16 protein-coding genes are annotated in these 14,171 nt (G+C 64.8%); 11 read left to right on the top strand and 5 right to left on the bottom strand.

What is annotated here, in order from left to right:
* The first annotated feature begins 39 nt into the window (after positions 1-39).
* On the top strand, positions 40-528 hold the full coding sequence (gene cynS, locus QW845_RS08875; RefSeq protein WP_315801210.1) for a cyanase: 489 nt from the start codon (positions 40-42) through the stop codon (positions 526-528).
* A 76-nt stretch (positions 529-604) separates the two neighbouring features.
* On the opposite strand, the gene QW845_RS08870 is transcribed toward cynS, so the two are convergent.
* Positions 605-928 carry a DUF1476 domain-containing protein gene (locus QW845_RS08870; protein ID WP_315801209.1) on the bottom strand — a complete coding sequence of 108 codons (324 nt, stop codon included), beginning with the start codon at positions 926-928 and terminating at the stop codon, positions 605-607.
* Between the two features lie 310 nt (positions 929-1,238).
* Here QW845_RS08870 and purC point away from each other — a divergent pair, with 310 nt between their 5' ends.
* The 6 genes from purC to QW845_RS08840 all read left to right on the top strand — a co-directional run bounded on the left by purC (position 1,239) and on the right by QW845_RS08840 (position 5,825).
* Positions 1,239-2,006, top strand: coding sequence for a phosphoribosylaminoimidazolesuccinocarboxamide synthase (gene purC, locus QW845_RS08865; RefSeq protein ID WP_016843454.1), 768 nt, complete (start codon positions 1,239-1,241; stop codon positions 2,004-2,006).
* Positions 2,007-2,019: 13 nt separating this feature from the next.
* Positions 2,020-2,262: a phosphoribosylformylglycinamidine synthase subunit PurS gene (purS, locus tag QW845_RS08860; RefSeq protein ID WP_315801208.1), complete on the top strand. Its 243-nt coding sequence runs from the start codon at positions 2,020-2,022 to the stop codon at positions 2,260-2,262.
* Positions 2,263-2,279: 17 nt separating this feature from the next.
* Complete coding sequence (locus QW845_RS08855; RefSeq protein ID WP_315801207.1) at positions 2,280-2,696, top strand: hypothetical protein; 417 nt, start codon at positions 2,280-2,282, stop codon at positions 2,694-2,696.
* 9 nt (positions 2,697-2,705) lie between these two features.
* Complete coding sequence (purQ, locus tag QW845_RS08850; protein ID WP_315801206.1) at positions 2,706-3,407, top strand: phosphoribosylformylglycinamidine synthase subunit PurQ; 702 nt, start codon at positions 2,706-2,708, stop codon at positions 3,405-3,407.
* Positions 3,408-3,603: 196 nt separating this feature from the next.
* Positions 3,604-4,851, top strand: coding sequence for a DUF1236 domain-containing protein (locus QW845_RS08845; protein ID WP_315801383.1), 1,248 nt, complete (start codon positions 3,604-3,606; stop codon positions 4,849-4,851).
* A 236-nt stretch (positions 4,852-5,087) separates the two neighbouring features.
* Positions 5,088-5,825 carry a tetratricopeptide repeat protein gene (locus QW845_RS08840; protein ID WP_315801382.1) on the top strand — a complete coding sequence of 246 codons (738 nt, stop codon included), beginning with the start codon at positions 5,088-5,090 and terminating at the stop codon, positions 5,823-5,825.
* A 226-nt stretch (positions 5,826-6,051) separates the two neighbouring features.
* Here QW845_RS08840 and QW845_RS08835 read toward each other — a convergent pair whose 3' ends face one another.
* Positions 6,052-6,534 (bottom strand): PaaI family thioesterase, encoded by a 483-nt coding sequence (locus tag QW845_RS08835; RefSeq protein WP_315801205.1) that lies wholly within the window; start codon positions 6,532-6,534, stop codon positions 6,052-6,054.
* 198 nt (positions 6,535-6,732) lie between these two features.
* Here QW845_RS08835 and purL point away from each other — a divergent pair, with 198 nt between their 5' ends.
* Complete coding sequence (gene purL / locus QW845_RS08830) at positions 6,733-8,943, top strand: phosphoribosylformylglycinamidine synthase subunit PurL (protein ID WP_315801204.1); 2,211 nt, start codon at positions 6,733-6,735, stop codon at positions 8,941-8,943.
* Positions 8,944-9,234: 291 nt separating this feature from the next.
* Here the strand turns inward: purL and QW845_RS08825 are convergent, their stop codons facing one another.
* Positions 9,235-10,431, bottom strand: a complete 1,197-nt coding sequence (locus QW845_RS08825) for an acyltransferase (RefSeq protein WP_315801203.1) — start codon at positions 10,429-10,431, stop codon at positions 9,235-9,237.
* 432 nt (positions 10,432-10,863) lie between these two features.
* Between QW845_RS08825 and QW845_RS08820 the strand changes: the two genes are divergently transcribed.
* Positions 10,864-11,037 carry a DUF1328 domain-containing protein gene (locus QW845_RS08820; RefSeq protein WP_315801202.1) on the top strand — a complete coding sequence of 58 codons (174 nt, stop codon included), beginning with the start codon at positions 10,864-10,866 and terminating at the stop codon, positions 11,035-11,037.
* 81 nt (positions 11,038-11,118) lie between these two features.
* Here the strand turns inward: QW845_RS08820 and QW845_RS08815 are convergent, their stop codons facing one another.
* Entirely contained in the window at positions 11,119-11,484 is a 366-nt protein-coding gene (locus QW845_RS08815; RefSeq protein ID WP_315801201.1) for a DUF427 domain-containing protein, read from the bottom strand.
* A 255-nt stretch (positions 11,485-11,739) separates the two neighbouring features.
* Between QW845_RS08815 and QW845_RS08810 the strand changes: the two genes are divergently transcribed.
* Positions 11,740-11,979, top strand: coding sequence for a BolA family transcriptional regulator (locus tag QW845_RS08810; RefSeq protein ID WP_315714834.1), 240 nt, complete (start codon positions 11,740-11,742; stop codon positions 11,977-11,979).
* Positions 11,980-12,017: 38 nt separating this feature from the next.
* Positions 12,018-13,220, top strand: coding sequence for a low temperature requirement protein A (locus QW845_RS08805; RefSeq protein ID WP_315801200.1), 1,203 nt, complete (start codon positions 12,018-12,020; stop codon positions 13,218-13,220).
* Here the strand turns inward: QW845_RS08805 and egtD are convergent.
* Positions 13,196-14,167 (bottom strand): L-histidine N(alpha)-methyltransferase, encoded by a 972-nt coding sequence (gene egtD / locus QW845_RS08800; RefSeq protein ID WP_315801199.1) that lies wholly within the window; start codon positions 14,165-14,167, stop codon positions 13,196-13,198. The two genes, QW845_RS08805 and egtD, sit on opposite strands and share 25 nt — an antisense overlap.
* Between the last annotated feature and the right edge of the window lie 4 nt (positions 14,168-14,171).

Genomic DNA, 14,171 nt, shown 5'->3' with positions numbered 1-14,171 from the left:
ACAAACCCTTCAACGAAGACCCATCAAGGGAGACCAAGCATGAAGCGATCCGACCTCACCGAGAAGCTGCTCGACATCAAGCGCGAAAAGGGCTGGAGCTGGAAATACATCTGCGAGACGATCGGCGGCTATTCCGAGGTGCTGATCGTCGGCGCCATTCTCGGCCAGATGAAGCTGACCAAGCCGCAGGCCGCCAATGCGGGCGAGCTGTTCGGCCTGTCGAAGTCCGAGATCGCGATGCTGAACGAAACGCCGATGCGCGGCGAGGGCGTGCAGATGCCGCCGACCGATCCCCTGATCTACCGCTTCTACGAGCTCGTGATGATCAACGGCCCGGCCTGGAAGGAGCTGATCCAGGAGGAATTCGGCGACGGCATCATGTCGGCAATCGATTTCGACATGGTGATGGAGCGCCTGCCCAATCCAAAGGGCGACCGCGTCAAGATCTCGATGTCGGGCAAGTTCCTGCCTTACAAATACTACGGCGCCAGCGGCAATGTGCCGGAATATGGCTTCAAGGAAGAGTAAGCGAATAGCGAATTGCGAGTAGCGAATAGGGAAGGACATCCCTATTCGCCACTCCCTATTCGCTATTCGCCTCTGATTATTGTCCCGCCTTGATCTGCGCCACGGCGGCGGTCAGCAGCTCGCTCATCTTCGCGCGCACATCCGCCTCGGTGACGGCCGCGCCCTTGGCGGTGAGGTCTCCCAGCACCTTGCGCAGCACGTCGGCATCGCCCGCTTCCTCGAAATCGGCCGCGACGACCTCCTTGGCGTAGGCGTCGGCGTCAGCGCCGGACTTGCCGAGCTTTTCGGCGGCCCACAGGCCGAGCAGCTTGTTGCGGCGGGCTTCTGCCTTGAACTTCAATTCCTCGTCATGGGCGAATTGCTTCTCGAAGGCGTCCTCGCGCTTGTCGAACGTGGTCATGGTCGGAACTTCCAGTGTTGCCGAAGAGGGTTAACCGCGCAGGCGGTTGCGGGGCGGTGGCCGCACGCCTAAATAATTGGAACATCTTGCCAATACAACGGGTACGAGGCCGCAGGGAAGGGCGGTAAAACTCCGCCCCCGAGGTCTGGATCGATTGTGCTCGGGACACCAATGAGATAGGTTTCCCACAGGCCCGGTTCCTGTTCTGTTTCCGTCCGTCCGGGCCCTCGCGGCAGCTCCGTCGTGGTCCTGTCCAAAGTCATCCGGAGCCCACCATTTCATGGATTTCAACAAAACACGGTACATCCCAATGAGCCGTCGGCGTCGCATTTATGAAGGCAAGGCCAAGGTCCTGTACGAAGGCCCCGAGCCGGGCACCCTGATCCAGCACTTCAAGGACGACGCCACCGCCTTCAATGCCAAGAAGCATCAGGTGATCGAAGGCAAGGGCGTCCTCAACAACCGGATCTCGGAGTACCTGTTTCAGCACCTCAACGACATCGGGGTCCCGACTCACTTCATCCGCCGGCTCAACATGCGCGAGCAGTTGATTCGCGAGGTCGAGATCGTCCCGCTCGAGGTCGTCGTGCGCAACGTGGCGGCGGGCTCGCTGTCGCAGCGCCTCGGCATCGAGGAAGGCACCCAGCTGCCGCGTTCGATCATCGAATTCTATTACAAGAACGACCAGCTCAACGACCCCATGGTGTCGGAGGAGCACATCACCGCGTTCGGCTGGGCCACGCCCCAGGAAATCGACGACATCATGGCGCTGGCCATCCGCGTCAACGACTTCCTGACCGGGCTCTTCCTCGGCATCGGCATCCGCCTGGTCGACTTCAAGATGGAGTGCGGCCGGCTGTTCGAGAACGAGATGATGCGGATCATCGTCGCCGACGAGATTTCCCCCGATTCCTGCCGGCTGTGGGACATCAAGTCGAACGAGAAGCTCGACAAGGACCGCTTCCGCCGCGATCTTGGCGGCCTTCTGGAGGCCTATACCGAGGTCGCCAAGCGGCTCGGCATCCTCATCGAGAACGAGCGTCCGGCGGGCTCCGGCCCGGTCCTGGTCAAGAGCTAAAAGGGATAAAGACGTGAAAGCGCGTGTCACGGTGACGCTGAAATCCGGCATCCTCGATCCGCAGGGCAAGGCGATCGAGGGCGCCCTCAAGTCGCTCGGCGTCAACGGCGTCGCGTCCGTGCGCCAGGGCAAGGTGTTCGACATCGAGCTCGCCGGCGCAGACAAGGCCCAGGCGGAGGCGGCCCTGAAGGCCGCCGCTGACAAGCTGCTCGCCAACACGGTGATCGAGAATTACCGGGTGGAGCTGCTGGGGTAGGGCGCTGAGGGGGAGACATGATCCGCCGAAACGAAGTCAGACTGGGCGTCGCGGCAGTTGGTCTCCTTCTATCGGTATCGATGGCGAGCGCAGCGGCTCCGGTCACTATGGACGGATGGCGCTACACCGCTGGACCGAACGGCCTGCATGTCTTCGTATGCGCACGTGTCGACTGTGTGCCTGGGTCTCGGCTTGTTTGCCAAAGCAAGCCGCCCCATTCGGCGCTGCTTCCGGGCATCCTGCGCAAGTGGGATGAGATGGCCGCTGAGCTCTCGGGCGAGCCGCCCGAGGTTCGAACGACGAGCCACAGACTCTCCGGTATCGTCGACAGCGCTACATCACAATACGTTTTGATCAGTTCGTCGAACGACGAATACGCCAGCCGAGCCAATCTCGCGCGATTCGAGAAGGCTCTGCAGGAAGCCAGCAAGTAGGTCGCAAGCATGAAATCCGCCATCCTCGTCTTCCCCGGCATCAATCGCGAGCGCGACATGGCGCGCGCGCTGCGCATGATCTCCGGCCATGAGCCGGCGATGGTCTGGCACGCCGAGACGTCGCTGCCGAAGGGCACCGATCTCGTCGTCGTCCCCGGCGGCTTCTCCTATGGCGATTACTTACGCTGTGGCGCGATCGCGGCGCGGGCGCCGGTCATGGACGCGGTGCGCGATCACGCCGCCAAGGGCGGCCTCGTGCTCGGCGTCTGCAACGGCTTCCAGATCCTGTGCGAGTCCGGCCTGCTGCCGGGCGTGCTGATGCGCAACGATAAGCTGAAATTCATCTGCAAGGACGTGCATCTGCGGGTCGAGCGCTCGGATTCTCCGTTCACCCGCGGCTACAATGCGGGACAGGTCATCCGCGTGCCCGTCGCTCACGGCGAGGGCAATTATGCGGCCGACGAGGAGACCTTGAAGCGGCTCAATGGCGATGGGCGCGTGCTCTATCGTTACTGCTCGGCCGATGGCGAGGTTGGCGACCTCAGCAACATCAACGGCGCTGCGCATTCGATCGCCGGCATCGTCAACGAGAACGGGAATGTGCTCGGCATGATGCCGCATCCCGAGAATCACGTCGAAGACATCATGGGCTGCACCGACGGCCGTGGCCTGTTTGCCGGCCTCGTCGCCCATCTCGACCGCGCGGCCTGACGCCGTTCATCGAAATCGTTCCGTAGTTTTTTCTCGCGCCGTCCGGCAACGCCGGGCGGCTGTTTGCGTTGTCCGCCCGATTCCACGGGACAGGAACCAAGGAGGTTCTCATATGACGACGAAACATTGGCTGGGAACGGCCGCGATCATTCTGGCGATCGGCACGGCATCAGGTGCCGCATCGGCGCAGTCCGAGATGAAGCGCGAGGGTGGCGCCGCTGCCCCGACCGCACGCGAAGCGATCCGGCCCGGCAGCGAGGCCAAGAGCGCTGGCGCGGCCGTGGAACACGGCGCGTCGGAGGCGAAGCAGAGCGCGCAGGGTCGCAGCGAGCCGTCATCGGCCGCGCGCGAGCAGGCTCAGGAGCGCTCGGCGCACGATACGAAGCAGAGCGCGGAGCAGAGCAAGGGCGAGCGCGGGCCGGCCTCGGCACAGCGCGAGCGCGACGCCAAGGACAGCGCCGAGAGCAAGTCGCAGGCCGACAGCAAGCAGGCCGACAAGCAGTCTGACAGCAAGAGCAAGGCTGAGTCGAAGCAGCAGCAGGGACGCGCCGACGAGCCGCGCAAGGGCGAGGATCGCGCCGCCGAAACCAAGTCGGGCGCCACGGATCGCAAGTCCGACCGCGAGGCCGAGCGCAGCGGCAGCGACAAGAGCCGGCAGAGCCAGGACGAGCGCAAGGCCGGCACCTCGGACCAGGCGGCCGACAAGCAGACCGGCCGCAGCAAGCAGGCCAATCAGCCGGGTGCAACGGACAGCAAGAGCACGACCGCGCAGCAGAACCAGCAGACCGGTCCGGCCGGCGCCGCTGCGGGCAAGCCGGACGCGACCGGGCAGGCCAGCAACCAGACCCAGACCAACGGCACCCGCTCCAGCACGCAGGTTTCGGTCAACGAGCAACAGAAGACCCGCGTGGTCGACCAGCTCAAGCGTGATCACGACTTCGACCGTGCCCGCACCGACATCGACATCCGCATCAACGTCGGCGAGCGCCTGCCCGAGCGCGTGCGGCCGCGTCCGCTGCCGTCGGACATCGTCACCATCGTTCCGGAATATCGCGGCTACGAGTACACCGTCGTGCATGACGAGATCGCCATCGTCGATCCGCGCAGCCGCGAGATCGTCGATGTCATCCCCCAGGACGGCATGCGCGCCGATCGCGGCTATGAGCGCGGCGGCTACGGCGTGAGCTCGACCCGCATCGTGCTGTCCGACGATCAGCGCCAGATCTTGCGCCGCGCCGCGACCGAGACCGGCACCGTCGGATCGACGACATCGCCGTCGACCTCGTCCGGAACGAGCTGTCTGAGCCTGCGACGCGTGCCCGATGAGCTCGCGCGCAGCAATCCGGAGCTCGCCAACTACCAGTATCTGGCGATCGGCGAGCAGGTCGTGCTGGTCGACCCGCGCGATCAGAAGGTGGTGCAGGTCATCGACCAGCAGCAATAGCGGCGTGGCGATACGACGGCGGCTCGAGGGCGGGGGCGCGACGCGCTTCCGCCCTTCTTCGCGACAGGATCGCCTTCCGTACGGCCATCGAACGAGCCTTGCTCCGCTGCTTGAACCGGCCGTTGTCCTCATGCGTCAAACCGGCATCGTCAATTGAGCTGGCTCGGACGGGATTGTCGGCCGCGCGCGGCCACGCTATCAACGTTGGCGTGTAGGGATTGGCCGTGGGGACCGCCGTGCCGGTTGCACTCGTCATTATACTTCTTCAGATCTCGCTGATCTATCATGCGTCGCGGACCGGGCGGATGCAGCCTTGGGCGTTCATCATCTTGTTGGTCCCCTTGATCGGCGCGCTCGCCTACATCGTCGTCGAGCTGGTGCCGGAATGGCTGGGCAGCCACGACGTCCAGAAGGCGCGCAAGCGCGTCGCCAACAAGCTGGATCCTGAGAAGTACTATCGTGAGTTGTCGGATCGCGTCGTCGTGACGGATACGATTGCCAATCGCGCGGCGCTTGCCGAGGAATGCGTCGCCGTCGGTCGCTATGACGAGGCCGAGCAGCATTACGATCACATCCTGAGCCTGCCGATGGGCCACGAGCCCTTGTTCGCGCTCGGCAAAGCCAAGGCGCAGTTCGCGCGCCGCCGCCCCGCGGATGCGCTGGCGACGCTCGACGAGCTGCAGAAAGCCTGGCCGGACTACAATTCGGCCGAGGCGCATCTGCTCTATGCGCGCGCCTTGCAGGACGCCGGCCGCACCCATGAGGCGCTGGAGGAATACCAGGCGCTGCTGGACTACGCGCCGAGCAGCGAGGTGAAAGCGCGCTACGGTACGCTGCTCAAATCAGCCGGGCGCGTCGACGAGGCCAAGGTGGTTTTCACCGAGCTCCTGATCCAGATGAAGCGCTCACCCCGTCACGTCCGCAAGGCTCAGGCCGAGTGGATCGCCGTCGCCGAGAAGCAGATTGCGGGATAGCTCGGAGCGGCTGGCGACGCATGCTCCCTCCACGTGTCATTCCGGGGCGCGCGCAGCGCGAACGGGCATGTCTCGCGAACTGCGCGTGGTCTGATATTCGTCCCAACCTCCGCCTGCGAGTATGGATTCCGGGCTCATTCGCGCTGCTTCAAAATGGCTTCGCCATTTTGCGCGCGAATGCCCCGGAATGACGGCGAGAGTTGAGCCTGATCGCTCTTGCCCCGCGCTACGGCGAGTTCGCCGCCTCCGGCGTCCGCCGCTTGACCCGCTTGATGGTGCCGGAGAACGAGAACAGCGGCTTGGTGCCGGAATGCAGCATGCCGCGCAGGAAGATCAGCGAGGCGCCGGCGCGGGTGACCTCGCCTGTGGCCTCGATCAATTCACCCTCGCGCGCCGCGTCGAGGAATTCGCTCGAGAACGAGACCGTGACGCCCGGGCCCTGCATGATCGGCGCGGCGAAGGCGAACAGGCAGTAGTCGGCGAAGGTCATCAGGCAGCCGCCATGGACGTTGCCGCCGCCGTTGAGGTGCTTCTTCTCGACCCGGAAGGCGCAGCGGATCGAGCCGTCGTCCTCCATCCGGTGCCAGAATGGCCCGGTGTGGGATTCGTAGCTGTCGCGCATCCAGGTCCGCCAGCCGGCGAACTCGCCGTCGGTCGCGATGTGGATGCCAGGACGGTTCTCGAAGGCGGAACGGGTCAGGTCGTGCACGTGCAAGGGCCTTTAACTGTTGATTTACCGTCTTAAATCCGATTGGCCGCCAATCTGCAAATATCCCGCTTGGCGGGTCCGGGCCAAAGTTCTGGACAGGGCGGAATAGGGCCGTAAAAGGCCTTTTCCGCTTCTGCCTCTGTATCTATGAAGCAGGGTTTAAGGGACCAGCGGCCCACGGGGCAAAGGCATTTCTCCATGCGCAATGAACCGCAGATCACCCCCGAGCTCGTCGCCGCCCACGGCCTGAAGCCCGACGAATATGAGCGCATCCTGAAGCTGATCGGGCGGGTCCCGACCTTCACTGAGCTCGGCATCTTCTCGGCGATGTGGAACGAGCACTGCTCGTACAAGTCGTCGCGCATCCATCTCAAGGGCCTGCCGACCAAGGCGCCCTGGGTGATCCAGGGCCCCGGCGAGAACGCCGGCGTGATCGACATCGGCGACGGCCAGGCCGTCGTGTTCAAGATGGAGAGCCACAACCACCCGAGCTACATCGAGCCGTACCAGGGGGCGACCACCGGCGTCGGCGGCATCCTGCGGGACGTGTTCACCATGGGCGCACGCCCGATCGCCTGCCTGAACGCGCTGTCGTTCGGCGCGCCGGAGCATCCGAAGACGCGGCATCTGGTGTCCGGGGTGGTGGCCGGTATCGGCGGCTATGGCAACTCGTTTGGCGTTCCGACGGTCGGCGGCCAGACCCGCTTCCATACCCGCTATGACGGCAATATCCTGGTCAACGCCATGGCGGTCGGCCTCGCCGACGCCGACAAGATCTTCTATGCGGCCGCCTCCGGCGTGAACATGCCGATCGTCTATCTCGGCTCCAAGACCGGCCGCGACGGCATCCACGGCGCCTCGATGGCCTCGGCCGAGTTCGACGACTCCTCGGAGGAGAAGCGCCCGACGGTGCAGGTCGGCGACCCCTTCGCCGAGAAGCTGCTGCTGGAAGCGTGCCTTGAGATCATGGCAGCGGACTGTGTGATCGCGATCCAGGACATGGGCGCGGCCGGCCTGACCTGCTCGGCGGTCGAAATGGGCGCCAAGGGCGACCTCGGCGTCGATCTCGATCTCAATGCCGTGCCGACCCGTGAGATCGGCATGAGCGCCTACGAGATGATGCTCTCCGAAAGCCAGGAGCGCATGCTCATGGTGCTCAAGCCGGAGAAGGAGAAGGAGGCGGAAGCGATCTTCCGCAAATGGGGGCTCGATTTCGCGGTGGTCGGCTACACCACGCCGAGCAAGCGGTTCGTGGTGAAGCATGGCGGCGACGTCATGGCCGACCTGCCGATCAAGGAACTCGGCGACGAGGCGCCGCTGTACGACCGCCCCCATGTGGCCTCATCAGCGCTGCCGGTGATCCATGCCCGCGAGGTCAAGCCGCCCATGGACATCATCCCGGCGTTGGAGAAGCTCGTCGCAACGCCAGATCTGTGCTCCAAGCGCTGGATCTGGGAGCAGTACGACCACGTCATCCTCGGCAACACCGTGCAGCGCCCGGGCGGCGATGCCGCCGTGGTGCGCGTGCAGGATGGGCCGAAGGGGCTTGCGCTGACCGTCGACGTCACGCCGCGCTATTGCGAGGCCGACCCGTTCGAGGGTGGCAAGCAGGCCGTCGCCGAAGCCTGGCGCAACATCACCGCAGTCGGTGGCCGGCCGCTCGCGATCACCGACAATCTCAATTTCGGCAATCCGGAGCGACCCGAGATCATGGGCCAGTTCGTCGGCTGCCTGAAAGGCATTTCCGAGGCCTGCCGCGCGCTCGACTTCCCCGTCGTCTCCGGGAACGTCTCGCTCTACAACGAGACCAACGGCCGCGCGATCCTGCCGACGCCCTCGATCGGCGGCGTCGGCCTGCTCGATGATTTCACCAAGTCGGCGAGCATCGCCTTCAAGGCCGAGGGCGAGGCGATCCTCCTGATCGGCGAGACCCATGGCTGGCTCGGCCAGTCGGTCTACTTGCGCGACGTCTGCGGCCGGGAGGAGGGCGCTCCGCCACCGGTCGACCTTGCCGCCGAGAAGCGCATCGGCGATGTCGTCCGCGGCATGATCCATGCGGGCACGGCGACGGCTGCGCATGATCTGGCCGACGGTGGCCTGCTCGTCGCGCTCGCCGAGATGGCGATGGCCTCCGGCATCGGCGCGCGGCTGCTGGCCGCGCCTGCCTCGATCGTGCCGCATGCCTATTGGTTCGGCGAGGACCAGGCGCGCTATCTCGTGACGGTGCCGGAGACCGAGGCTGGCCGCGTGCTCGCCAAGATGCGCGGCGCCGGCGTGCCGTGCACGCGCATCGGCACGACAGGCGGCACTGCGCTGGCGATCGCCGGCGAGGCCTCGGTGGAAGTGGATGCGCTGAAGAGCCGGTTCGAGAGCTGGCTGCCGGAATATATGGGCGGGGCGGCCGCCTGACCCACCGCTGTCGTCCCGGACAAGCCACGGCGGCGCACCGCGCCGACGTGGCCCCGATCCAGGACCCATACTCCGTGTACGGAGTAGTCGGCGGGACTGGTCGTTGACCTGCGCCAACAACAAGATCTTGTTGTGATGGGTGCCTGCGTTCGCAGGACGACAGCGGAGTCCGTTGTCAGCGCGGTGCCTTTCCACGCGCCTCATTGCGAGCGCAGCGGCGCAATCCGGAGCTCCGGCGGGACGTTTGGATTGCGTCGTCGCTGCGCTCATCGCAATGAGGCAGGACCGTCCTTACAACACGTTCTTCGCCCCCGGAATCTGCCTGAGCACCCAGGTCGCGCCCCAGCTCAGCAGCATGCTGCCGACGAAGGCGATCGTCGCCTTGGCGATGGCCGGCAGGCCGAAGTCGAACAGCCAGTACTGGATCCACAGCACGATCGGATAGTGCACCAGGAACATGCCATAGGCGTCGGCCTGCATGCGATCGAGCACGGAGAATTCCGAGCGGCGGTTGTTGAGGAAATAGGACAGGATCGCAAACAGGATCGCGGCGCTGAAGATGACGAACAGGAAGCCATAGGCTGCCTCGTACCATTGCGGCAACACGGGCGGATTGCCCAGCACCTGGCGCTTGATCGTGATGAGCACCCAGAGCAGCGCATAGGGCACCAGCGTGACCACGATCCAGGCCCCGAGTCCGCGCTGCGACATCTGCCCTTCTGCGGCCAGCAGGCCGCGTTCGACATTGGCCGAGCCGATGCCAGCCCCGACGTAGAAATAGGCGGCGTAGAGCAGGACGCGGCTGGCCTGTACCGAGAGCGGTCCGGCTTCGAACCAGAGGGTCGGGCCGAAATAGAGCCGGGACGGGATGTAGAGCCCGCCCGTGATCAGCAGGAAGGCAAAGAAGAAGTCGCGCGGATGCTCGAAGGCGCGCTGCGACAGCCGATTGATCGGATCCAGCAGGCGTGGCGAGACGCGGTACAAAAGGGCTGCCGAGGTGTCGAACGCCAGCAGCACCCAGATGAACCAGATCGGCCCGCTCGGCCATGGACCGACCGTGATCGTCTTCCACCAGAAGGCAGCGAAGCTGGCGTCCGGATTGGCGCGCAGCTCGATCGCATAATAGGCAAGCGGAATGACGGTCAGGGCTGCGATGGCGAAAGGCAGGCCAAGGCGCAAGAGCCGGTCACGGAGGAACTGCAGCGTCGACTTGTGAGCAAGGCCCGACCACACGAACAGGCCCGACAGAAAGAAGAACATGGCCATGAAGAAGCTGTCGGTGGCCAGCACGATGGCATCGAAGCCGAGGAAGAACGTCGGATCGGTGTGCCCGAAATAGGTATAGGGAATCACGGCGTGGTGGAGCAGCACCACCAGCGTCAGGAATGTCCGGGCGTGATCGAGCGCGGCGTTGCGCGCCCGGGCGCGCGGGCGGGCCTGAAGCTCGACCTTTGCGGCTGCCGCCGATTGTGTAACCGATATGACCATACGCCCCCCGGCGTCGCTGCTGCCCGGCCCCTGCAGCGGATGGGACGTTCGCATCCCCCTTCGCCGCGGGGCGTCATGCAAACGTCGTCCAAGGCTGCGCGAGCCGGAATGAGTGGATGAGCTCGTGTGACCCTTTGGCCCCGTCATTCGCTGGAGTCGCCCGCAAGCGAGGAATGACGGCGCCGGACTACCAGATGTCGTCGTTGGTGCTGCAAATCAGCAAGTGCCACGGTCCGCAAGCCGCTTTCTCACACATGCCGATTTCCGCTCCCGATATCCTTACGAACCGCCGACCTACGAAGTTACGGCCGGGACCGCCGTCGGTTGCGCATTTCTTCGGCGCCGGGACCGATGGCCGAAGGAACCGGTTCCCCGCCTTATCGTTAGTGAGGCGCCGCGCCGGCAGGGCGCAGAACCGGAGGAGACCATACCGTGACACTTCTCAAATGGGCGCTGCTGTTCTTCGTGATCTCGGTGGTGGCCGGTATTCTCGGCTTCACCGGCATCTCGGCAGCTTCCGCCGACGTTGCGCGGATCCTGTTCTATATCTTCCTGGTGATCTTCCTCGTGCTCCTGATTCTCGGGCTTACGATTTTCAGAGTGTAGCACAGCATCAGGTCAGTGATCGAAACGACCGCCGCGCCGGTATGGCCTAGCGCCGGCCGCGCGGCGGGCTGTCACCGCGGTTCAATCAGCTGCGACCTCCTCGATCCGCACCTTGTCAGGATAGAACGCCAGGTGGCCCACGATCTCGGTCATCGCCGGAAAGGGCGCCTCGTAGCTCCAGATCGCATTGTCCAACGTCTTGCCGTTGGCGACGACGCTGAAATAGCTCGCATCGCCCTTGTACGGACAATGGGTGACACGATCAGTTTTCTGCAAGGCCGCCATGTTGGCGTCGGCCCGCGGCACGTATTGAACGGCGGGGTAGCTCGCTTCCTTTAGCGTCAACGCGCGGATGGTGTCGGCAATCACGACCCCGTCGGCGATCACCCGTACGCGTTTCGGGTTGGGGGTGACGGTGATCGGATGATCCGGTCCTGGGAGCTTCATGTCGTCGTCCTCACGATTCGGCCTTTTGGGTGCGTCACCCAGTCCGACGTATGTCGTCTGATCCAGGTATATAGTGGTTCCGCGCGTGACCTCGAAAGCGGTTCGCGCTAGAATTCAATATCACGGTCCCGCGAGAACGCCTTGATTCGCCGTGCTCGGCGGGCCACTGATGGGAGCTGCAGCCAAGCCGCGGGCCCTGCGGGCTACATCGTCCACGAGATGCCGCGCCTGCCCGACACAAGGAGATGCACTGGGATGCCCATGGATGCCCACGATATCGAGCAGATGATCAAGTCTGCCATCCCTGACGCCCAGGTGACGATTCGCGATCTCGCTGGCGACGGCGACCACTACGCCGCGACGGTGATCTCGGAATCGTTCCGCGGCAAATCCCGCGTGCAGCAGCACCAGCTCGTCTACCAATCGCTGCGTGGCCAGATGGGTGACGTGCTGCATGCTCTGGCGCTGCAGACCGGGGTGCCGGACCAGCGCTGACCGCACAGGGGCAGATCGCGCAGCACGCATCCGGGGAGATGGCGGTGGACAATCCGCGTGGTGCGCTGTTTCGCGTCATCGAGCCGAACCGGCACAGCCGGGTCACGTTCGTCGAGCTGTTCTTCGATCTCGTCTTCGTCTACGCGGTCACGCAGATCTCGCACTATCTGATCGGCCATTTCTCGCCGCTCGGCGCCGCCCAGACGGCCGTTCTGTTTCTCGCGGTCTGGTGGGTGTGGGTCTACACCGCCTGGGTGACCAACTGGCTCGATCCCGAGAAGGCGCTCGTCCGAGGTCTCTTGTTCGCGCTGATGCTGGCGGGCCTCGTTCTGTCGATGTCGATCCCGCGGGCGTTCGAGGACCGCGGCCTGTGGTTCGCCATGGCCTACGCCGCCATGCAGGTCGGCCGGACCGCGTTCTGGCTGACCGCGACGCCGCCGCAGCGATTGGCCGTCCGTCGCAACGCCGCCCGCATTCTCTCCTGGCTCAGTGCCTCCGCAGTGCTCTGGCTGCTCGGCGGCCTTGCCGAGGGCCCGGCGCGGATGGGGCTATGGGGGGCGGCGCTCACCCTGGAATATGTGTCGCCGGCCGTCCGCTTCTGGGTCCCCGGGCTGGGTGCATCCACCGTCGAGGACTGGATGGTCGAAGGCGGCCACATGGCGGAGCGCTGTGCGCTGTTCATCATCATCGCGCTCGGCGAATCCATCGTCGTCACCGGCGCGACCTTTGCCGAGCTCGACTGGACCGGAGCCAACATTGCCGCCTTTGCCAGTGCCTTCATCGGCACGGTGGCGATGTGGGCGGTGTATTTCAACCGCGGCGCTGAGGCGGGATCGGAGGTGATTTCGCAGTCGGCGCAATCCGGGCTGATGGCGCGCTCGGCCTACACCTACCTGCACATGCCGATCGTCGCCGGCATCATCGTTTCGGCGGTATCGGACGAGATCATCCTGAAGCACCCCCTCGGGCATACCGGCCTGAATACGGCGGCGACAACGATCGGCGGTCCGTTCGTGTTTCTGCTCGGGACCATCCTCTTCAAGTTCAACATCCGCGGCTTCCTGCAGCTGTCGCACGGCGCTGGCCTGCTGGCGCTGATCGGGCTCGGCTGGTTCGCGACCGAACTGTCGCCGCTCGTGCTATCAGCGCTGACGAGCGCGCTGCTGGCGATCGTCGCGCTGTGGGAGACGCTGTCGCTGCGGTCGAAGCCGGAGCCTCACGCCTCGGCGACGAGCGCCTGAACCGAGAACATTTTTTCCGCATCCGTCCACACGGTCTGGACTTTCCAGCCGGAGCCGCGGGCCAGCGCGCCGAAGCGCTCGATGCTGTATTTATAGCTGTTCTCGGTGTGGATGCTCTCGCCGGCCCGGAACGAGAGAGTGGTGCCGAGCAGCCGCACGGTTTGCGGCTTTCGTGCCACCAGATGCATCTCGATGCGGTGCTGCTCGCGATTGTAGATCGCGCGGTGAACGAAGGCGGACAGGTCGAAATTGCCGCCGAGCTCCCGGTTGATCCGCAACAGCAGATTGAGATTGAAACGCGCGGTCACGCCGGCGGCGTCGTTGTAGGCGGCATGCAGGACGCGCTCGTCCTTCTCCAGGTCGACCCCGACGATCATCAGCGCGCCGGTCCCCAGGATCTCGCGTGCCGAGCGCAGGAACCGGCACGCCTCATGCGGCTCGAAATTGCCGATCGTCGATCCCGGAAAGAAGCCGACCTTCGGCTTGCCTTCGATGGCATCAGGCAGTTTGAATGCGGTGGTGAAATCCGCGATGACCGGGTGCACGGCCAGCTGCGGGAAGTCGCGGCGCAGGCTGTCGGCCTGTGCGGTCAGGAACTCGCCGGAAATATCGACCGGCACGTAGGCCGCGAAGCGGCAGCTCTCCAGCAGCAGCCGCACCTTGGTGGTGGCGCCGGCGCCGAACTCGATCAGCGCAGCATCGTCGGGAATGACCGCCGCGATCTCGGCGCCGCGATCCCTGAGGATGCCGAGCTCGGTGCGCGTCGGGTAGTACTCCGGCAGGCGCGTGATCTGCTCGAACAGGTCTGATCCGGCGGCGTCGTAGAAATATTTCGGCGATAGCTGCTTGGGCTGCTGGGTGAGGCCTGCGACTGCGTCTGTCGCAAAGGCCGACGTCTTGTCGTCGGGGAGATGGGCATCGAGCAGCGCGTTGACGTGCACGTTCATGATA

The organism is Bradyrhizobium sp. SZCCHNS3002, assembly GCF_032377435.1.
GTDB lineage: Bacteria > Pseudomonadota > Alphaproteobacteria > Rhizobiales > Xanthobacteraceae > Bradyrhizobium.
Note: the sequence above shows the minus strand (reverse complement) of the source record. Positions and strands in the feature narration are given on the sequence as shown.

What these genes read in the sequence shown, in the direction of transcription:
- cynS (WP_315801210.1), top strand. Translation starts at nt 40, where the DNA reads ATGAAGCGATCCGACCTCACCGAGAAGCTGCTCGACATCAAGCGCGAA.
- QW845_RS08870 (WP_315801209.1), bottom strand. Translation starts at nt 928, where the DNA reads ATGACCACGTTCGACAAGCGCGAGGACGCCTTCGAGAAGCAATTCGCC.
- purC (WP_016843454.1), top strand. Translation starts at nt 1,239, where the DNA reads ATGAGCCGTCGGCGTCGCATTTATGAAGGCAAGGCCAAGGTCCTGTAC.
- QW845_RS08855 (WP_315801207.1), top strand. Translation starts at nt 2,280, where the DNA reads ATGATCCGCCGAAACGAAGTCAGACTGGGCGTCGCGGCAGTTGGTCTC.
- purQ (WP_315801206.1), top strand. Translation starts at nt 2,706, where the DNA reads ATGAAATCCGCCATCCTCGTCTTCCCCGGCATCAATCGCGAGCGCGAC.
- QW845_RS08845 (WP_315801383.1), top strand. Translation starts at nt 3,604, where the DNA reads ATGAAGCGCGAGGGTGGCGCCGCTGCCCCGACCGCACGCGAAGCGATC.
- purL (WP_315801204.1), top strand. Translation starts at nt 6,733, where the DNA reads ATGCGCAATGAACCGCAGATCACCCCCGAGCTCGTCGCCGCCCACGGC.
- QW845_RS08825 (WP_315801203.1), bottom strand. Translation starts at nt 10,431, where the DNA reads ATGGTCATATCGGTTACACAATCGGCGGCAGCCGCAAAGGTCGAGCTT.
- QW845_RS08815 (WP_315801201.1), bottom strand. Translation starts at nt 11,484, where the DNA reads ATGAAGCTCCCAGGACCGGATCATCCGATCACCGTCACCCCCAACCCG.
- QW845_RS08810 (WP_315714834.1), top strand. Translation starts at nt 11,740, where the DNA reads ATGCCCATGGATGCCCACGATATCGAGCAGATGATCAAGTCTGCCATC.
- QW845_RS08805 (WP_315801200.1), top strand. Translation starts at nt 12,018, where the DNA reads ATGGCGGTGGACAATCCGCGTGGTGCGCTGTTTCGCGTCATCGAGCCG.
- egtD (WP_315801199.1), bottom strand. Translation starts at nt 14,167, where the DNA reads ATGAACGTGCACGTCAACGCGCTGCTCGATGCCCATCTCCCCGACGAC.